This window comes from Peptoniphilus grossensis ph5 (genome assembly GCF_000311825.1).
Taxonomy (GTDB): domain Bacteria; phylum Bacillota; class Clostridia; order Tissierellales; family Peptoniphilaceae; genus Peptoniphilus_A; species Peptoniphilus_A hominis.
Map to the genome: position 1 here is coordinate 298,383 of NZ_HE978566.1, position 19,088 is coordinate 317,470.

The following is a 19,088-nucleotide window of genomic DNA, read 5'->3' on the forward strand; positions in this document are numbered from 1 at the left end:
AGTAAATTAAAGAATTACAAAAGCTCTTACCAGCAAAAAAAATGTATTTAAAAGTAAAATTATGTAAAAAAAGAAGCCTCGAAAGGCTTCCTTTAAAAGTTAAGCTAAATTATTTTGCTTGTTCTTCTGGTTGAGCTTCTTCAGCAGCTTCTTCTTTAGCGTTTTCAGCTTTAGCATTAACTTCTTCTTTAGCTTGTTCTTCTTCAGCTTTTACATCAGCTTCAGCTTCTTTAGCGTTAGCTTCAACTTTAGCTTTGTTAGCTTCAGCTTGTTCTTCTACTGCATTTTCTTTAGCGTTAGCAGCTTCTTCAGCTTTTTTGTTAGCGCCTTGGCATGCTACCATACCTAACATTAATACAGAGATCATTCCAACGCTTGCTATTTTCTTTAAATTTTTCATTTTAATAAATCCTCCTATTTGAAACACATTGTTTCTTTGATTTGTCTACATAATATACTTGCCATGTGAAAATTATGTGAAGAGGATGTTAAATATTTTGGAAAAAGAAAAATTGTCTCTAAATCCTTAAATTTAATTTAATAAAAATTTTTTTCATGTATAATTATTTTAGGTGAGAAAATGTACAAAGCATTATATAGAAAATACAGGCCAAAAACCTTTGACGAGATTTGTGGTCAAGAAGCAGTTACAACTTCATTAAAGAATCAAGTGAAAAATGGCGAAATAAGTCACGCCTATATATTTCAAGGAACTAGGGGAACAGGAAAGACATCTGCTGCAAAAATTTTGTCCCGTGCAGTAAATTGTCTTCATCCCATTGATGGCAATCCCTGCAATGAGTGTGAAAATTGCAAGGCTATCTTAAGTGAATCAGTTTTAGATGTAGTGGAAATGGATGCCGCAAGTAACAACGGTGTTGACGATATAAGAGAGCTAAAGGAAAAAGTAATTTATCCGCCTCAATCTTTAAAGTACAAGGTCTACATAATTGACGAGGTTCACATGCTCTCCAAGGGAGCCTTTAATGCCCTATTAAAAATCCTGGAAGAGCCGCCAAGACATTTAATATTTATACTTGCAACTACTGAAATACAAAAAATTCCTGCCACAATTTTATCTAGGTCTCAAAAATATAACTTTAAGAGAATTTCTATAGAAGAAATTACAGAAAATTTGAAAAAAATTACAGACCTTGAGGGGAAATCCTGTGACGAGGAAGTCTTTACCCTTATTGCCAAGTCTTCTGATGGTGCAATGAGAGATGCCCTTTCAGTTTTGGACCAACTTATTACAAAGAGTAGGGATCATATAAAGTTAGAAGATGCCATGGAAGTCCTTGGTATTTCCTCATCAGAACTTTTATTTTCACTTTCAAGAGCGCTTGTGGAAAAAGATGTAGCTGGGGCACTTTATGCCATTGATGAAATTTATAAAGAGGGCGTGGACTTTAACACTCTTTCTTCACAAATTTTAAATCACTTTAGAGATTTTTTATTGGTAAAAACTTTAAAGGACCCGAAAAAAATAATCTATACATCTCACTTAAGTGAGTTTCAAGAAATGGCTGGAGAAACTGACCTAGAAGACCTACTTATTATTATCGACATTTTAAAAAATCTTGCAGTGGAAATAAAATATGCAGACAACAAGCGCGTGGTCTTCGAAATGAATGCAATAAAAATTTGCAAGAGACTTGTAAAAGACGACCTGGCTCTAAGACTTAAGACCTTGGAAGACAAGTTAAGTGTTCTTGAAAATAAGGGGCTTACAAATAATTTTAAGCATGAAGAAGTTTTTCCTGCAATGAATAAATCAGATATAGAAAAAAATCTTGATAAGGCTACTGATAAAAAAGAAGTCCAAAAAAATTCTGACCATGATATTTTAAGGGATGGACCAGAGGACCAGTCAATTGAAAAATCAAATCAATCTGCTATAATAGAGGATAATGGTGAAGTAAATCAAGTTGGAGAAGGTACACTTTCTCTTGAAAAAATAAACAGCGATTGGGGAAAAATTGTAGCAGAACTTAAATCTAAAAGTTATGCTGGCTTTGGAGGATTTTTGACCTTTGCTAAACTAGAAAAGTTTCACGAAAATATTTTAGAAATAGTTTTTCAAGAAGGGTATGAATTTTACTATAATTACTGCTCAGATCCTGAGAGAAAAAATATTTTGCCAGACCTATTAAAGTCCATTTACGGCAAGGATATTGATGTTAGGTTTAAATTGCAAAAAGCTGGAGCAGACAAGTTAGAAGAAATTTTTGGGAAAAATAATATAGAAGATATTTAGGAGGAAATATGGCTAGAGGTGGATTTAACGGCTTCCCTGGTGGAGGCGGAAGAAATAATATGATGAAGCAAATTGAAAAGCTTCAAAAACAAATGGAAGAAATGCAAGAAAATTTGGCAAATGAAGAAATTTCTGCAACTTCTGGTGGCGGAGCAGTTTGTGCAACTGTAAATGGAAACAAGGAACTTATTTCTATTAAGCTTGACAAAGATGCAGTTGATCCAGATGATGTTGAAATGCTTGAAGATCTAATCGTGGCTGCAGTAAATGAAGCTATGAGAAATGCTGAAAGCAAAATGAACTCTCAAATGGGCAAATTAACTGGTGGATTAAATATTCCGGGGCTATAAGATGAACAAAGAAATTGGTCCTATTGAAGATTTAATAAAAAAATTAAATAGACTTCCTGGGATTGGTTCTAAAACTGCTCAAAGGCTTGCCTATCACATTATAGGTCTCGATGATGCTGAAGTTGTAAGTTTAAGTGATGCCATCATTGCTGCAAAGAGAAATACAGTTCAATGTTCCATTTGCATGAATTATGCTGACAGCGACCCCTGCCATATTTGTTCAAGTAAGACAAGGGACGACTCTATTATTTGCGTAGTAGAAAGCCCCAAGGATGTAGACGCCATGGAGAGGTCTAACAGCTTTCGTGGAAAATACCATGTACTTCACGGTGTAATTTCGCCACTAAAGGGGAAATCGCCAGAAGATGTAAAGGTAAAGGAACTAATTGAGAGAGTGAAAAAGGAAAATATTAAAGAAGTAATTGTTGCAACTAATCCCACTGTTGATGGCGATGCAACTGCAACTTATATAAAAAATATTTTAAAGGACTTTGATATTACAGTTTCGAGAATAGGATACGGCTTGCCAGTTGGAGGAGATCTCGAGTTTTACGACGAGATCACCATTCAGACTGCCATGGAAAATAGAAGAAGGCTAGATTAATTTTGGGACTTGGTCCCAAATTTTTTCTTTAAAAAACTTTAGAAAGGGGAAAATTTTGTCTAACAACAAAAATAATTTTAATAAATATATTCCCACAATTCTCTATGTAATTTTGGCGATAGTGATTTTTTACCTAGTCGCCATAGTTTTTGTGCCAAGGCTTAACAAGGAAAAGGACATAAAAGAAATTGACTATGTTTCCTTTGTAAATCTTGTCAACAGGGGCGAAGTTAAAAAGGCAGAGGTTCGAGATAGGACCATTGCCTTTGAAATAGATAAAGATGGGAAGAAAGTTAAGTATGAAACTAATAGGATGTATGATCCAAATTTAGTTGATAGGTTAGTAAATAAAAATGTAAAGTCTGCTCAAGTTTATAAGCCTGAAATGAATCCAGTGCTTTCCTTTATAATTTCAACTATTGCTACCTTTGCGATTCTTATTGCCTTTTGGATCTTTCTCTCAAAATTTATTTTCAAGAGAATGGGCGATGTTGGTCCCATGAGTCTTGGCAAAAGTGGGGCAAAGATCTATGTTGAATCTACTGATGGAATTAAATTCGAAAATGTAGCGGGACAAGATGAGGCAAAGGAAGCCTTGTCAGAACTTGTGGACTTTTTACACAATCCAAAGAAGTACACAGAAATTGGTGCAAAACTACCTAAGGGGGCCCTATTAGTTGGTCCTCCAGGCACTGGTAAGACTCTTCTTGCCAAGGCTGTAGCAAGTGAAGCAGAGGTACCCTTCTTTTCAATTTCAGGTTCAGCCTTTGTTGAAATGTTTGTAGGTCTTGGTGCTGCTAAGGTTAGAGACTTATTTAAGCAAGCAGTGGAAAAGGCTCCTTGCATAATTTTTATTGACGAAATTGACACAATTGGCAAGAGAAGAGATGGGTCTGGATTTTCTGGCAATGATGAAAGAGAGCAAACACTTAACCAACTTCTTTCAGAGATGGACGGCTTTGATGCCAAGGCTGGAGTTGTAATTCTCGCTGCCACAAATAGACCAGATTCTCTTGACCCAGCTCTTTTAAGGCCAGGCAGATTTGACAGGAGAATACCAGTTGAGCTACCTGACTTAAGTGGAAGGATAGCCATACTAAGAGTTCATGCCAAGGACATAAAAAAGGAAGAAAATATAGATTACGACAAAATTGCTCGTGCCACTGCAGGTGCATCTGGTGCCGACCTTGCCAACATGATAAATGAGGCAGCCCTTCGTGCAGTTCGTGAAGGCAGAGACAAAATGAGTGAAAGAGACTTGGAAGAATCTGTAGAAGTTGTCCTTGCAGGTTATGAAAAGAAAAATGCAGTTATTTCTCCAAAGGAAAAGAGAATAATTGCCTACCACGAAGTTGGTCACGCCCTTGTTGCTGCAAAGCAAAAGGATTCAGCTCCAGTTCACAAAATTACAATTATTCCAAGAACATCAGGGGCTCTTGGCTACACTATGCAAGTTGATGAGGAAGAAAAATTCCTTATGACTAAGGAAGATGCCATAAATAGCATTGTAACCCTAACTGGCGGAAGGTCTGCTGAAGAATTAATTTTTAACATCAGGACAAGTGGAGCGTCAAATGACATTGAAAAGGCAACAAAAATTGCCAAGGCTATGGTTACAAGATTTGGCATGACAGATGAATTTGGCTTTGTTGCACTGGAATCAATGACCAATGCCTACCTTGGTGGCGATACATCATTACAATGTTCACCACAAACACAATATGAAATAGACGAGGCAGTCCAAAAAATTATTGACCAGGCTCACGATGAAGCTAGAAAAATTTTAAAGGAAAACATCAGAGCTCTTCATGCCATTGCAGAATATCTTCTTCGCCAAGAGACAATTACTGGCGAAGAATTTATGGACATATTAAAGGAATACGATGAAAAAGAAAGTCAAGCTGAGGTCCAAGATGATGGTGAGTCTATAGATGAAAGTCAAGATATGTAAAGGCAAAAGCTTATAAAAAGGGCTTAAACAACTAATTTCAGGTCAAGAAGGTTTTTCTTTTACATCATAGTTAAATTAATATTTATTATAGAAAAGATTTTTCTAATTACAGAAAAGTCTTTTTTTTGATGAAATTTTGGATTAAAATGTATAAAAGGGGTAAAAGGAAATTAGAAAGAAAAGGGGAAAAAAATGATTTTTACAAATGCAGTTGTGCTGTCAGTAATAATTTTGGCAGCCTTATGTTTAGCAAAAGTCCCTGTGTTTTTTGCACTGATGATTTCAGGCATTGCAGCAGGACTTATCTCAGGACTTGGAATCACTGAGACTATGAAAGTTTTAATAGGTGGAATGGGAGGCAACGCTGAAACAGCTCTTAGCTATATACTTCTTGGCTCTCTTGCCTATTGTATGGAAGAAACTGGTGCCGCTGCCATAATGGCAAAAAAAATTGGCTCACTGGTAAAGGGTAATAAAATTTTACTATGTGCAATTATAATTGTGATTGCAATAGCCGCAGAAACTGTTATACCAATTCACATAGCCTTTATACCAATTTTGATACCACCACTTCTAGCAGTAACTAACAAAATGAAAATGAACAGAAAGATGCTCTCTGTTTCCTTTGGTTTTGGACTCAAGGCACCTTATATTGCCCTACCTATTGGTTATGGTGCAATATTTCACGGCTTGATTATCGATTCCTTTGCTAGATCAGGACTTACTATTACAGATAAGGATGTAACAGGAACTAACTGGATAGTTGCCCTTATAATGTTTTTAGGTCTATGTGCTGGCTTGATTTTCTTTATGAAAGATAAGGAATATGAAACTAAAAGTGTTGAAGGTAAAATAATTGAAGTGCCAGAAAAATTAGAAAAGAAACACATAATTGTTCTTTTATCTGGAGTAATAACAGTTGTTGTTCAAATGCTCACAAACTCACTTCCACTTGGAGCCTTAATTGGACTAATATTTGTAGTTGTAACAGGCGTAGTTAAGTGGTCTGATATGCAAAAGATGCTTGACGGTGGTATTAAGATGATGGGCTTTATTGCCTTTGTAATGCTACTGGCAGCAGGATATGCAGAAGTAGTTAAAGAGTGTGGAGCAGTTGACGATTTAGTTCAAGTAGCAACTAAATTCTTAGGTGGTTCAAAACTTGTAGCATCCTATGTAATGATTCTTCTAGGACTTATGATTACTCTTGGAATAGGAACATCCTTTGGTACAGTTCCTATTATTTCAGCAATTTATGTGCCAATTGCATCAAGTCTTGGATATTCAATTCCAGCTACTATTTTACTTGTAACTGTAGCAGCAGCTTGTGGCGATGCAGGTTCACCAGCATCTGATACAACTTTAGGACCTACATCTGGTCTTTCAGTTGACGGACAACATGAGCACATCAAGGATACTTGTATTCCACAAATTTGTTTCTTTGGAGTGCCACTAATTTTAATAGGTGGATTTGTCACAACTTTAATTTAATATGGATAACAAAGACAAAAGAGGCTTCTGCGGGGTGAACAGAAGCCTCTTCTTTTTTGCCAAAATATAAGTAAAGGAAGTAAAATAAATTTTTATTTTACTTAATATATTATAACTCTATAATGAAAAAAGTAAAGAAATATTTTGCCATGTGAATAGCATTCCACAATGTGGTTTATTTATCTTTTTGGCAGTCAGGACAGACGCCACGAAGTTCAACTATATGATTTGTCACAGTGTAGCCAGTTTCTTCTTCAGCAATTTTTTCAAAATCTGAAATTGGACAATTTTCTATGGCAGAAATTTTGCCGCACTTGTCACAAACTATGTAGTGTCTGTGACCCATATTTGCAAATTCAAAATAATAAAGCCCGTTGTGATACAAGTTTTTCTTCAAAATATTTTTATCAGTAAGTTCATTTAGCATCCTGTAAAGGGAAGTGAAGCTAGGCAGAGATTTTTTGTCCACAGCTTCAAAAATTTCCTCTGTATTCATGGGTACATGAGAATTATATAGAAGATCCAAAAGGGCAAGCCTTCCCTTAGTTACCTTTAAATTATTTTTCTTTAATATATCTTCAAAATTTTTCAAAAATTCACCTGCTTTCAATCTTATAAGTATTATATCAAAATTTATTTAATTTAAAAAATTACTTTAAAAATGAAAAAATTTTGCTATAATAATTAATGGAAATCATTATTGTTTAGGAGGAAAAAAGAAAAATGAAAAATATTAAGAAAATATTATTTTTATTAGCGGGAATAGTTTTATTCTCAGGTTGTTCTAAGGGAGCAGAAACAAAGGATGCTGGAAAAGATACAGAAAATAAGGAAGGACTAAAGGTTTATGCTTCAGTTTATCCAATGTATGACTTTGCCAAAAAGATCGCTGGCGACAAGCTTGATGTTGAGATGGTAATGCCACAAGGTACTGAACCTCATGGATGGGAACCAGATACTAAGGCAATTAAAAATTTAGAAAGTGCAGATTTGTTTATCTACAATGGTGCAGGCCTTGAATCTTGGACTGATAAGGTCATTGATTCTCTATCAAATAAAGATTTAAAAGTAGTGGAAGCCTCAGAGGGCGTAGAACTTATTAAGTCAAGTCATGATCACGAAGATGAAGATCATGATCATGAAGGGGCTGAAGAAAATCACAATCATGAAGCAGAAGAAAATCATGACCACAATCATGAAACAGCTGAAAACAACCACAATCACGAAGCTCATGAAGAGGATCATGATCATGAAGGTCACCACCATGGACCAATGGATCCCCATGTTTGGATTTCACCAAAGAATGCAAAAATTGAAATGGAAAACATAAAGAATGCTTTAGTGGAACTTGACAAAGAAAATGCAGATTATTATGAGTCAAATTACCAAAAATATGCTAAAATGTTAGATGAACTTGATGCAAAATATTCTGAAAAGTTAAGCCCTCTTCCAAATAAGACTATTGTAGTTAGCCATGAAGCTTATGGATACTTATGCAAGGACTATAATTTGACTCAAATTGGTATAAAGGGTGTAAATGCAGAAACTGAGCCAGATGCAAAGAAAATGGCTGAGATAATTAACTATGTAAAAGAAAATAAAATCACAACTATTTTCACAGAAGAATTAATTGATCCAAAGGTTTCAAAAATTATTGCCGATGAAACGGGATGCCTTGTGAAGGTCCTTTCACCAATTGAAGGATTAAGCGAAGAACAAATAAAAAATAATGAAGATTATTTTAGCATAATGGAAGAAAATTTAGAAAATTTAGTAGGTGCTTTAAAATAGTGAAGGAAAAATTGTTAGAAATCAAAAATCTAAGCTTTAAATACAGCGATGAATTAGTTTTAGATGATATAAATTTTGATGTCTATAGGGGCGACTATATCGCCCTTATAGGTTCTAACGGTGCCGGAAAGTCGACTTTAGTTAAGCTGATTTTAAATCAACTTAAACCACTTACCGGCACTGTTTCTTTTTATACAAAAAATGGATTAAAGGACATTGGCTATGTGCCGCAATTATCAGTCCCATCTTCTTTGGAATTTCCAATAACAGTTACAGAATTATTGTCTCTTGCACTCTATCCAAAGAACAAGGGCTTTAGAAAATTAAAATCTTATGACAGGGAAAAAATTACAAGTGCCCTAAAGCTTGTTGGCATGGAAAAATATAAGGATAGACTTTACACTGAGTTATCTGGTGGCCAAAGGCAGAGAGTTTTAATAGCCAAGACCCTTGTTGCCACACCTGAATTTTTAATCTTAGACGAGCCCATGACTGGTGTGGACAGAGAGTCCAAGGAGTCACTATTTCATCTTTTGAGCCACATCAATAGAGAACACAATATTACAATTTTAATGATCACCCACAATCTTGAAGAAGTGGAAGAAAATGTAAATAAAGTTTTTGAGATAAAAGACGAAAAAATTAGGGAAGTGAAATAATGGAAATCTTTCAATATTCATACATGATAAAGGCGCTAATAGTTGGAGCCTTCTTGTCAATAATTATCCCTTGCATGGGTGTTGTAGTTGTCAATAAAAAGATTTCTGTAATTGGTGATGCCCTATCCCATGTGTCCCTTGCTGGTGTAATGCTGGGACTAATAACATCAACTTCACCAGTCCTTGGAGCCTTAGTCTTGTGTGTTCTCGGCTCTTTATTTTTGGAATATGTGAGGACAAAATTTCCTGGTTACCAAGAAATTTCCTCTGCAATCTTAATGAGCACGGGCATTGGTCTTGCATCACTTTTTTCTGGCTTTGTAAAGACAAGTGCCAACTTCGAAGAATATCTTTTCGGCTCTATAATTGCCATACCAGAATTTGATTTTTATTTAATCTTAATAGTTTCTCTTGTGGTATTTATTTTATTTTTCTATCTTTTTACTGACCTAATGTATATTTCCTTTGATGAATCATCGGCGAGATTATCTGGAGTAAATGTTGATAGGGTAAATTTAATTTTTATGATATTAATTGCAGTTACTATTTCTGTTTCTGCAAGAACTGTTGGGATTTTAATTATCTCATCACTAATGGTAGTGCCAGTGGCATCAGCCATGCAGTTTAAGCTTGGCTATTTAAAGACCACTATTCTTGCATCAATCTTTGGCTTTATCTTTACAATAACGGGGCTTGTATCATCTTTTTATATTGGACTTAAACCAGGCGGCGCAATTGTATTATTTGGAGTTTTATTTTTAACAATTATACTTTTAATAAAGAAAAAATAAGAGTGAGGACGGCATGTGTCCCCACTCTTTATTTGATTTATTTTAATTATAAATATATTCCAAGATTATATAAACAAATGCAAAAAACAAAAACAATGAAAGCTATAACAGTGCAGAGGTATGTAAGAATATAGTATTCTTTTTTAAAGGATTTTTTAAAATCAGAAAAACCTAGATTTCCAAGTATGACAGGAAAAAAGGGTAATAAAATAATTAAAAACTGTCTAAGTAAATAATTAACAAAATTGCTCATATAATCACCTCATATTAATTATAACATATTTTTACTAATTTGCAACGATACTGAGATAAAGTAAAATATTTTAGCTTAAAGCTAATAAGATCCTTTATTTATAGGCATCTTTGTTTTATTATAGAGAGAGCAAGGCATAGGAGTGTTTTATGAAAATTCAAGTTAAAGAAAATAATTATACAATAGATATTGATTATAAAAATGATGAAAAGTTAAGAGATTACTTAAATAAAAATAAAGATGCAAAATTTTTAGTCATCACTGACGAAAATGTCTTCGGCCTTTACAGTGAAAGATTAAAAAACCTTATGAATGGCTTAAATTATTTTATTTATAAATTTCCTGCTGGCGAAAAATCCAAGTCCATGGAAACTTATATAAGTATAAATAAATTTTTGCTGGAAAATAATTTTAACAGAGGGGACATAATCATAGCCTTTGGCGGCGGTGTTGTTGGCGATATATCTGGTTTTGTTGCAGCAACTTATCTTAGGGGAATTGACTTTATCTCTGTGCCAACTACACTTCTTTCCATGATCGACTCTTCCGTTGGCGGAAAAAATGGCATAAATTTTATGAATTTAAAAAATCAAATTGGCTCCTTTTATTTTCCAAAATATGTCCACATTGATTACAGTTTTTTGGAAAGTCTTGACCAGAGAAATATTAACAACGGACTTGCAGAAATTTTTAAATATTCCGTCTTAAGGGATAGGGAGTTTTTTGATTATTTAAAATCTGCAAAAAAACTTGACTATGAAAAAATTATTTACAAATCTTTAAACATTAAGTTGGACTTTGTGAGAGATGACGAGAGGGACAGGGACAAGAGACAAAAGCTAAACCTGGGTCACACTCTTGGTCACGGCATAGAATCTCTTTCAAATTATAAACTAAACCACGGCGAAAGCATTGGCATTGGAACAATTTATATGGCGAGGGCAGCTTATAAGATGGGACTTGCGGAAGAAGATTTTTCTAAAGACTTAGTAAGAGCCTTTAAAAAATATAATCTTCCAACTTCTTATGACTTTGAGACAGAAGAAATTTTGGAGATTTTAAAGCACGATAAGAAGATAAGAAAAAATCTCATAAATGTAATTCTTCCAGTAAAAATTGGCGAAGTTATAAGTAAAAAAATTATTTTTGATGAGCTTAAAAAAATAATTGATTTAGGTAAGGAAAATGAATAGAATTATTGAAAATAAAAAATTATCTGGAGAAATTTATGCAATTACATCAAAATCCTATGCCCATCGTGCAATTTTTTGTGGAGGTCTGGCAAGGGGAGAATCTGTAATAGAGATTAATGACCTTTCAAAGGATATAGAAGCATCTCTTAATGCCATAAAAGCCCTTGGAGTTAGCCTAAAAAAAATAGGAAATAAATTTTATTTTGATCCACCAGAAAAATTCTCTGGACCAGTTACTATTGATGTCAATGAAAGTGGATCTACACTTAGGTTTTTGCTGCCAGTCCTTGCAGCGCTTGGTCTTGAGGCAAAAGTTATAAGAAGGGGAAGTCTTGTTGCTAGAACTAACTCTGTCTACTTCCATGAATTTCCCAAGCATGGAGTAGAAATTAAAGAAGTTGGAGATTCAATTTATTTAAGAGGAAAGCTAAAGGATTTTAATTTCACTCTTCCAGGAAATATTAGCTCCCAGTTTATATCTGGACTTATGCTTGCATCAGGCTTTTGCCAGGAAGATTTTAATATAAGGCTCACAAGTGAAACTGAATCAAAGCCCTATATAGACATGACAATAGATGTCATGAAAAATTTTGGAGTTGAAGTAATTGAAGGTAAAAATTCTTTCACTTGCAGGGGAAAATTTTCTCCAGCAAATTATGTGGTGGAAAAAGACTGGAGCAACGCACTATTTTTCTTGGCAGCTGGCGTAAGGGTCCTTGGACTTAATAAAAATTCACTGCAGGGAGATAGAGAAGCCTTAGATTTTTTAAGGGACTTGGGTTATGTTAATATTTCTAAAGAAGACTTTCAGCTAAAAAAAATAAGAGATGGGAAAAAAAATGTTATTTTAGATGCAAAAAACATGCCCGATGCCGTTCCAATTCTTTCAATAATGGCGGCACTTTCAAATACAGAGACGGAAGTTATAAATACAAGAAGGTTAAGGTTAAAGGAAAGCGACAGGGTAAAGAGCACCGTGGATATGCTGGAAAATTTTGGAGTTCAGGTAAAATTATCTGAAGACTCCTTTTCCTTTAGGGGAGTGGAAAAATTTAAGGCAGCAAAAATAAACTCCTATAGTGACCACAGGATTGCCATGGCTGCCTCTATTGCAGCAACTTTTGCAGATGGTCCAATAATTATCAATGATAGTCAGTGCGTGGAAAAATCCTATAAAAACTTTTTTGAGGATTTTAAATCTTTAGGAGGGAAGACAAATGTCATATAGCTTTGGAAAAAATTTTAAAGTAACACTCTTTGGTCAGTCACATTCTGAGGATCTTGGAATTGTCATTGATGGAATTAGTGCTGGATATAAAATAAATAAAGATTTAATAAGAAAAAACCTTGAGAGAAGAAGACCTGGCAAAAACAATTTTTCCACTGCCAGAAAGGAAGATGACGATTTTAAAATCCTAAGTGGAGAAGTGGATGGCATAACTTGTGGGGCACCTCTTTGTGCAATTATCGAGAACAAGGACCAAAGAAGCAGGGACTACGAAAACTTAAAGGACAGACCTCGCCCATCTCACGCAGATTATCCTGCCTTTGTTAAATTTAAAGGCTTTAATGACATAAGAGGCGGCGGACAATTTTCCGGCAGGATGACTGCTCCCATAGTCATTGCAGGTTCTATTGCTGAAGATTTACTTTTAAAGAGGGGCATAAAAATTTTCTCTAGGATAAAAAGCCTAGGCGAAGCAAGTGACATTGACATAAATTTAAATGAAATTGCTGAAGAAAAACTTTACGATTTAAAAAATGAAGACTTCCCAGTTATTGAAGATTCAGCAAGGGAAAGAATGCAGGAAGAAATTTTAAGGGCAAAGGAAGAGGGAGATTCCCTTGGCGGAATTGTTGAGACTTTTATTTTAAATATGCCAGTGGGCATTGGCGAGCCCTTTTTTGATTCTCTTGAGTCGGTAATTTCTCACGCAGTTTTTTCAGTTCCCGGCATAAAAGGAATTGAATTTGGCTCTGGATTTGAGACGGCAAAAATGTGGGGGAGCAGTCACAATGATGAATATTATTACGAAAATGGAGAAGTAAAGACTAAGACCAATAATCATGGTGGAATAATTGGTGGACTTTCAAGTGGCATGCCAATAATTTTTAGGACAGCAGTGAAGCCTACCAGCTCCATTGGGAAAAGGCAAAGAACAATATCGCTAAGAGATAAAAAAAATGTAGACCTAGAAATTGTTGGAAGACATGACCCTTCAATTGTGCCAAGAGCCCTAGTTGCCATTGAAATGATTACTGCTATTGCAATTTTAGACTTAGTATTGGAAGGTGAAAGATGAAAAATTTAGATGAATCGAGAAAAAATTTGGACGAAATTGATTCACAAATTGTCCATCTTTTAGAAAGGCGAATGGAAATTTCCAAGGAGATTGGAATTTTTAAAGCAAATAATAATTTAAAAACAGAAGACTCGGGTCGGGAAGATGAAATTATAAAAAACTTGGAAAATAAAATTGATCCAGAATTTAAAGATGTCATAAAGCCAATTTACAGTGAAATTTTTAAGGAGAGCAAAAAAATAATTTCGAGAGTTAAGGATGAAAATTTTAAGTTTGGACTTATTGGCGAAAGTTTGTCTCACAGCAAATCCAAGGAAATTCACCAATTATTTGGAAGATATGACTATAATCTAAAAAATTTAAAACAAAATGAAGTGGAAGATTTTTTTGAAAAGAAAAATTTTAGGGGAATAAATGTTACTATTCCCTACAAGGAACTTTCTATAAAATATTTAGGCCAGGTTGACCCTCTTGCAAGAGAAATTGGTGCAGTTAATACAATTGTTAATAAAGACGGAGAATTATTTGGTTATAACACAGACTATCTTGGCTTTGATTATTCCTTAAAATATTTTGACCTTGACCTTAAAGATAAAAAGATATTAATTCTAGGATCTGGTGGTGCTAGCAAAATGCTCCAAAAACTTGCAGTTGATAGGGGAGCCAATAGGGTAGTTGTCATCAGCAGAAGGGGCGAAAATAATTACGAAAATTTAGAAAAATTTAGTGACTTTAACCTAATTATTAATGCAAGTCCAGTAGGCATGTACCCAAATAATATGGAATGCAAGGTGGACTTAAAAATCTTTAAAAAGCTAGATGCTGTAATAGATTTAATTTACAATCCCCTAAATACAAAATTAATTTTAGATGGGAAGAAGCTTGGCATAAAAACTATGAATGGACTTTTAATGTTAGTTGCTCAAGCCTTCTTTGCAGCCGAACTTTTTTTAGATGAAAAATTAGATGAATCTTTAATAGAAAAAACTTATTTAAAAATAAAAAGTGACATGGAAAATATTGCCCTTGTTGGCATGCCTTCCTGCGGTAAGACTACAATGGCAAGGCTCTTGTCAGAAAAATTAAATAGAGTTTACTATGACACAGATAAATTAATAGAAGAAAGGGAAGGAAATATCCCAGAGATTTTCGAAAATAAAGGCGAAAAATATTTTAGGGACCTTGAGACTAAAGTCCTAGAAGAAGTCTCCAAAAAAACTGGAGTCATAATTGCCACTGGTGGCGGCACACCCCTAAGGGAGATTAATAGAGACCTTCTTTTGCAGAACTCACTTGTAATCTATTTAGATAGGGACATAAAAAATCTTGAGACAGAGGGAAGACCTCTTTCAAAAAATTTAGAGACCCTAGAAAAAATGTATGGAGAGAGAAATAAAATTTACCAAGATATTTCACACATAAAGATAAAAGTTATTGAAGATGAGGAAAAGACTTTGGAGAAAATTCTGGAGGAAATAAAAAATTATGAAAATTTTAGTAATTAATGGTCCCAACATGAATATGCTTGGCATTCGCGAAGTCAATATCTATGGCAGGGATACTTACGAAAATTTGTTAAAATTAATAGACCAAGTTGCTCATGAAGAAAGTATTGAAATCCAGGAGTTTCAATCAAACCATGAAGGAGATCTTGTGGATAAAATTCAAAGTGCCTACAAAAAAGTTGACGGCATTGTTATAAATCCAGCTGGCTACACTCACACTAGCGTGGCAATTTTAGATGCCCTAAAGGCTGTCAGCATTCCCACAGTTGAAGTTCACATTTCAAGGGTTTCAGAGCGTGAAGATTTTAGGCAAGTTAATTTTATAAGGTCCTATGTTATAAAATCCTTTGAAGGCTATGGAATAGAAGGCTACAAAAAGGCAATAATATATCTAAAAAAATATTTAAGGGAGCAAAAATGAAATCACTTATAATTGATAACTATGATTCTTACACATACAACCTCTTTCAGTTAATTGGAAAGGTCAGCGGCACAGAAGCTCTTGTAATTAAAAATGACCAGATGACTTATGAGGAAATTTTAGATTTAGACTTTGACAATGTAATTATCTCTCCAGGTCCAGGCAGCCCTGATAAGGAAAAAGATTTTGGAGTTTGTAAAGACATTATTGAAAAACTTGACAAGCCAATTTTGGGAATTTGCCTAGGCCATCAGGGGATATATTATTACAATGGCGGCAAAATTTTAAGGGCAAGTGAACCCATGCACGGCAGACTTAGCCAGGTTATTCACAATGGCAAGAATTTATTTAAGGGAATAAAAAATAATTTTGTGGTCACAAGATATCACTCACTAACTTGCCAGGATAAGGAACTTGAAAATATAAATATTGATGCAAGGACTCCCGATGGAGTTGTCATGGCAATTTCTCATAAGACTAAGCCAATCTATGGCCTTCAATTTCATCCTGAATCCATAGCAAGTGAATGTGGCGAAAAATTAATTGAAAATTTTATAAATATTTGCAAAGATTTTTATAAAGAAGACCAGCTTTATTATGAAATAATTGATAAAAGTTTTGATACAAAAAATATTTATGAAAAACTTTATAAATATGACCCCAAAACTCTTTGGCTGGATTCCAGCAAGGTGGAAGAAGGACTTTCAAGGTTTTCAATTTTTGGCTTGCAAGGTCCAAAGGCTCACACAATAAAGTATGACGTGGATAAAAGTCTTGTAGAAAAAAACTTTCTTGATGGAAGAGAAAAGGAAAGCTTTAATACAGACATCTTTACTTATTTAAGAGAAAATCGAAAGAGATGGACTTACAAGGAATCACTTCCCTTTGATTTCCAATTGGGCTATATTGGCTACTTGGGTTATGAATTAAAAAAAGACACAGAAAAGGTCACAAATAAGAATTCCTACGACTATCCCGACGCTTACTTTAAATATTGCGACAGGGCTCTTGTCTACGACCACAAAGATGAAAAGCTCTACATCCTATCTTGCCAAGAGGACAAAGATTGGATTAAAGAGATAAAAAATATTTTGGAAGAAAATTTTGAAGAAAAAAATAAAGATACAAGCAAGAAAGATTTTCCAAAATTAAAATTTGTAAAGGATGAAAAAACTTATCTAGAGGATATAAAAAAGATAAAAGACTTAATTTGCCAGGGCGAAACCTACGAAGTATGTCTTACAAATCGCTTAGACATCTACGATAAGCTTGATGGCAAAAAGTATTACATGAATCTTCGAGAAAAAAGCCCAGGACAATACTCTGCCTTCTTGCCCCTAGATGAGATAAAGATTGCCTCATCTTCCATGGAAAGATTTTTAAAGGTGGATAAAAATAAAATTGTGACGACAAAGCCAATTAAGGGTACTATTAGAAGAGGAAACAACCTAGAAGAAGATCAAAAACTTATTGATGAACTTAGGAATGAAGAGAAGACAAAATCTGAAAATTTAATGATTGTGGATTTACTTAGAAACGATTTGGGTAAATTTTGTGAGATTGGTTCAGTTGAAGTGCCAAAGTTAATGGATGTTGAGACCTATAAAACTCTCCACCAACTTGTGACTACAGTTTCTGGAAAAATTAAAGAGGATGTGGATATAATTGATGTGCTGAAAAATACTTTTCCAGGTGGGTCTATGACTGGTGCGCCAAAAAAACGCACACTGGAAATAATTGACGAGTTGGAAAATTATCCTCGCGGGATTTATTCAGGCACAATTGGTTTTATATCAAATAATTCTACAATGGATTTTAATATTGTTATAAGAACTGCCCTTATAGAAGAAGACAGGGCAACTCTTGGAGTAGGTGGAGCCATAATTCTTCTATCAGATGCAGAAGAAGAATTTGAGGAAATTGTCTTAAAGGCAAAGGGGTCTCTCAATGCACTAGGAGCTTATTACAATAATTATGATGAGATATATATTGAGGGAAGCAAAGGATAATGAGTGAAATGAGTAAAGGGAAAATTGTAAAAATTAGAGATGTGAATGTGGGAGGAGGCAAGCCAATAATTATTGCTGGGCCCTGCTCCATTGAATCTCGAGAACATATTATTGAAGAAGCAAAAGCCTTAAAGGTAAGGGGCATAGATATTCTAAGAGGTGGAGCCTTTAAACCAAGAACAAGTCCCTTTGATTTTCAAGGGCTTGGCTTCGAAGCTGTAAAATATTTAAAGGAAGCATCTGATAAGACAAATCTGCCCATAGTTACAGAAGTCTTAAGCGAAGACCATGTTGATGCTATGGTGGACTATGTAGATGCCTTTCAAATTGGCTCTCGAAATATGTATAACTATGCTCTTTTAAAAAAAGTTGGAAAAACTATGAAGCCAATAATTTTAAAGAGAGGTTTTTCCGCAACTCTTAGAGAATGGGAAATGGCTGCAAAATATATTGAAGTTGAGGGAAATCACAATATAGTTTTTTGTGAAAGAGGCATAAGGACCTTTGAGACTGAGCTTAGGAACACTCTTGATTTTGCTGGAGCCTATTATATAAAAGAAAAGACTGGCTATCCAGTGATAATAGATCCAAGTCATGGCACTGGCAGGCGAGACTTTATTGAGCCCATGGTTAGGGCGACACTTGCCCTTGGTCTTGACGGAGTCATGATTGAAGTTCATGAAAATCCTGACCTGGCAAAAAGTGATGGACAGCAGACTATTGACTACGAGACTTATGAAAAAATTGCAAAGTTTCTAGGAGAATTTAATGAAAATAGAATTTGATGATGGATTTTCCTTTGGCAAGGGCGCCTTTGAAACTATTAAAGTAGTGGATGGCGACCCTCTCTTTTTAGAAAAACATTTAGAGAGATTAAAGAAGTCTTTAAATTTTTTTGGCATTGAAAGAGAAATTGATGAGGAAAAAATTTATGACTATATAAGTAATTCGGATGAGAAAAATTTTGCCCTAAAGCTAATAGTTTCTGATGAAAATTTCATTTTAACAGGTCGCAAGGATAATTACAGAGCTGAAAATAAAAGCCTTAGCTTAAAAATTTCTAAGGTTAGAAGAAATAGCACTTCAAAAATAATTTATCACAAGAGCCTCTGTTACTATGAAAATATTTTGGAGCACAGGTGGGCTGTGGAAAGTGGTTATGACTCAGCCCTTTTCTTAAATGAAAGGGATGAGGCTTGTGAAACCTCCTTTGCAAATATTTTTTTCGTGAGAGATCATAAAATCTTTACTCCAGAAATTTCTTCAGGACTTTTAAGGGGAACTATGAGAGATTTCCTCCTTGAAAATTTTGAAATCAATGAAGAAAAAATTTGCGCCAAAGATTTAGCAAGTTTTGATGAGTGTTTTATTTCAAATTCCTTAATGGGCGTGAGAAATGTCATGTCAATTGACGAAATAAAATTTACTGGCGTTGACAAGACAAGGGATATTCAAGAAAAATTAAAAATTTATGGATTTTAAGAGACTGGCGAGACCAGTCTTTTTTAAT

The 19,088-nt window shown here is 34.5% G+C and carries 18 protein-coding genes; 16 read left to right on the forward strand and 2 right to left on the reverse strand.

Features of this window, described 5'->3' with window-relative positions:
• Positions 1-109: 109 nt before the first annotated feature.
• The gene (locus HGPG_RS01355; protein WP_019124254.1) at positions 110-400 is read right to left on the reverse strand and encodes a hypothetical protein; all 291 of its coding nucleotides are present in this window, start codon (positions 398-400) and stop codon (positions 110-112) included.
• Positions 401-580: 180 nt separating this feature from the next.
• On the opposite strand from HGPG_RS01355, the gene dnaX reads away from it, so the two are divergent.
• The 5 genes from dnaX to HGPG_RS01380 all read left to right on the forward strand — a co-directional run bounded on the left by dnaX (position 581) and on the right by HGPG_RS01380 (position 6,653).
• Entirely contained in the window at positions 581-2,257 is a 1,677-nt protein-coding gene (gene dnaX, locus HGPG_RS01360; RefSeq protein WP_019124255.1) for a DNA polymerase III subunit gamma/tau, read from the forward strand.
• Between the two features lie 8 nt (positions 2,258-2,265).
• Complete coding sequence (locus HGPG_RS01365; RefSeq protein ID WP_019124256.1) at positions 2,266-2,607, forward strand: YbaB/EbfC family nucleoid-associated protein; 342 nt, start codon at positions 2,266-2,268, stop codon at positions 2,605-2,607.
• 1 nt (position 2,608) lies between these two features.
• Positions 2,609-3,211 carry a recombination mediator RecR gene (gene recR / locus HGPG_RS01370; RefSeq protein WP_019124257.1) on the forward strand — a complete coding sequence of 201 codons (603 nt, stop codon included), beginning with the start codon at positions 2,609-2,611 and terminating at the stop codon, positions 3,209-3,211.
• Between the two features lie 55 nt (positions 3,212-3,266).
• Positions 3,267-5,162: an ATP-dependent zinc metalloprotease FtsH gene (ftsH, locus tag HGPG_RS01375; protein ID WP_019124258.1), complete on the forward strand. Its 1,896-nt coding sequence runs from the start codon at positions 3,267-3,269 to the stop codon at positions 5,160-5,162.
• Between the two features lie 192 nt (positions 5,163-5,354).
• Positions 5,355-6,653 carry a Na+/H+ antiporter NhaC family protein gene (locus HGPG_RS01380; RefSeq protein ID WP_019124259.1) on the forward strand — a complete coding sequence of 433 codons (1,299 nt, stop codon included), beginning with the start codon at positions 5,355-5,357 and terminating at the stop codon, positions 6,651-6,653.
• Between the two features lie 175 nt (positions 6,654-6,828).
• Here HGPG_RS01380 and HGPG_RS01385 read toward each other — a convergent pair whose 3' ends face one another.
• Positions 6,829-7,245, reverse strand: a complete 417-nt coding sequence (locus tag HGPG_RS01385) for a Fur family transcriptional regulator (RefSeq protein ID WP_019124260.1) — start codon at positions 7,243-7,245, stop codon at positions 6,829-6,831.
• A 131-nt stretch (positions 7,246-7,376) separates the two neighbouring features.
• Here HGPG_RS01385 and HGPG_RS01390 point away from each other — a divergent pair, with 131 nt between their 5' ends.
• From HGPG_RS01390 to HGPG_RS01445, 11 genes are all read left to right on the forward strand, one after another.
• On the forward strand, positions 7,377-8,444 hold the full coding sequence (locus tag HGPG_RS01390) for a metal ABC transporter substrate-binding protein (RefSeq protein WP_019124261.1): 1,068 nt from the start codon (positions 7,377-7,379) through the stop codon (positions 8,442-8,444).
• A complete protein-coding gene (locus HGPG_RS01395) occupies positions 8,444-9,103 on the forward strand; it encodes a metal ABC transporter ATP-binding protein (RefSeq protein WP_019124262.1) in 660 nt (219 codons plus the stop codon). Before HGPG_RS01390 ends, HGPG_RS01395 begins: the two co-directional genes overlap by 1 nt.
• Positions 9,103-9,894, forward strand: coding sequence for a metal ABC transporter permease (locus HGPG_RS01400; RefSeq protein ID WP_019124263.1), 792 nt, complete (start codon positions 9,103-9,105; stop codon positions 9,892-9,894). Before HGPG_RS01395 ends, HGPG_RS01400 begins: the two co-directional genes overlap by 1 nt.
• Before the next feature lie 402 nt (positions 9,895-10,296).
• Positions 10,297-11,340: a 3-dehydroquinate synthase gene (aroB, locus tag HGPG_RS01410; RefSeq protein ID WP_019124265.1), complete on the forward strand. Its 1,044-nt coding sequence runs from the start codon at positions 10,297-10,299 to the stop codon at positions 11,338-11,340.
• On the forward strand, positions 11,333-12,568 hold the full coding sequence (locus HGPG_RS01415) for a 3-phosphoshikimate 1-carboxyvinyltransferase (RefSeq protein WP_019124266.1): 1,236 nt from the start codon (positions 11,333-11,335) through the stop codon (positions 12,566-12,568). The genes aroB and HGPG_RS01415 overlap by 8 nt, the downstream gene beginning before the upstream one ends.
• Entirely contained in the window at positions 12,558-13,643 is a 1,086-nt protein-coding gene (aroC, locus tag HGPG_RS01420; protein ID WP_019124267.1) for a chorismate synthase, read from the forward strand. The genes HGPG_RS01415 and aroC overlap by 11 nt, the downstream gene beginning before the upstream one ends.
• Positions 13,640-15,148: a shikimate kinase gene (locus HGPG_RS01425; protein ID WP_019124268.1), complete on the forward strand. Its 1,509-nt coding sequence runs from the start codon at positions 13,640-13,642 to the stop codon at positions 15,146-15,148. Before aroC ends, HGPG_RS01425 begins: the two co-directional genes overlap by 4 nt.
• The gene (gene aroQ / locus HGPG_RS01430) at positions 15,129-15,569 is read left to right on the forward strand and encodes a type II 3-dehydroquinate dehydratase (protein ID WP_019124269.1); all 441 of its coding nucleotides are present in this window, start codon (positions 15,129-15,131) and stop codon (positions 15,567-15,569) included. Before HGPG_RS01425 ends, aroQ begins: the two co-directional genes overlap by 20 nt.
• On the forward strand, positions 15,566-17,578 hold the full coding sequence (gene pabB, locus HGPG_RS01435) for an aminodeoxychorismate synthase component I (RefSeq protein ID WP_019124270.1): 2,013 nt from the start codon (positions 15,566-15,568) through the stop codon (positions 17,576-17,578). The genes aroQ and pabB overlap by 4 nt, the downstream gene beginning before the upstream one ends.
• An 8-nt stretch (positions 17,579-17,586) precedes the next feature.
• Positions 17,587-18,363: a 3-deoxy-7-phosphoheptulonate synthase gene (aroF, locus tag HGPG_RS01440; RefSeq protein ID WP_245543872.1), complete on the forward strand. Its 777-nt coding sequence runs from the start codon at positions 17,587-17,589 to the stop codon at positions 18,361-18,363.
• The gene (locus HGPG_RS01445; protein WP_019124272.1) at positions 18,347-19,060 is read left to right on the forward strand and encodes an aminotransferase class IV; all 714 of its coding nucleotides are present in this window, start codon (positions 18,347-18,349) and stop codon (positions 19,058-19,060) included. The genes aroF and HGPG_RS01445 overlap by 17 nt, the downstream gene beginning before the upstream one ends.
• Positions 19,061-19,088: the final 28 nt, after the last annotated feature.

Bases quoted from the DNA above. Each gene is read 5' to 3' on its own strand.
- HGPG_RS01355 (WP_019124254.1), bottom strand. From the start codon at position 400: ATGAAAAATTTAAAGAAAATAGCAAGCGTTGGAATGATCTCTGTATTA.
- dnaX (WP_019124255.1), top strand. From the start codon at position 581: ATGTACAAAGCATTATATAGAAAATACAGGCCAAAAACCTTTGACGAG.
- HGPG_RS01365 (WP_019124256.1), top strand. From the start codon at position 2,266: ATGGCTAGAGGTGGATTTAACGGCTTCCCTGGTGGAGGCGGAAGAAAT.
- recR (WP_019124257.1), top strand. From the start codon at position 2,609: ATGAACAAAGAAATTGGTCCTATTGAAGATTTAATAAAAAAATTAAAT.
- HGPG_RS01380 (WP_019124259.1), top strand. From the start codon at position 5,355: ATGATTTTTACAAATGCAGTTGTGCTGTCAGTAATAATTTTGGCAGCC.
- HGPG_RS01390 (WP_019124261.1), top strand. From the start codon at position 7,377: ATGAAAAATATTAAGAAAATATTATTTTTATTAGCGGGAATAGTTTTA.
- HGPG_RS01400 (WP_019124263.1), top strand. From the start codon at position 9,103: ATGGAAATCTTTCAATATTCATACATGATAAAGGCGCTAATAGTTGGA.
- aroB (WP_019124265.1), top strand. From the start codon at position 10,297: ATGAAAATTCAAGTTAAAGAAAATAATTATACAATAGATATTGATTAT.
- HGPG_RS01415 (WP_019124266.1), top strand. From the start codon at position 11,333: ATGAATAGAATTATTGAAAATAAAAAATTATCTGGAGAAATTTATGCA.
- aroC (WP_019124267.1), top strand. From the start codon at position 12,558: ATGTCATATAGCTTTGGAAAAAATTTTAAAGTAACACTCTTTGGTCAG.
- HGPG_RS01425 (WP_019124268.1), top strand. From the start codon at position 13,640: ATGAAAAATTTAGATGAATCGAGAAAAAATTTGGACGAAATTGATTCA.
- aroQ (WP_019124269.1), top strand. From the start codon at position 15,129: ATGAAAATTTTAGTAATTAATGGTCCCAACATGAATATGCTTGGCATT.
- pabB (WP_019124270.1), top strand. From the start codon at position 15,566: ATGAAATCACTTATAATTGATAACTATGATTCTTACACATACAACCTC.
- aroF (WP_245543872.1), top strand. From the start codon at position 17,587: ATGAGTAAAGGGAAAATTGTAAAAATTAGAGATGTGAATGTGGGAGGA.
- HGPG_RS01445 (WP_019124272.1), top strand. From the start codon at position 18,347: ATGAAAATAGAATTTGATGATGGATTTTCCTTTGGCAAGGGCGCCTTT.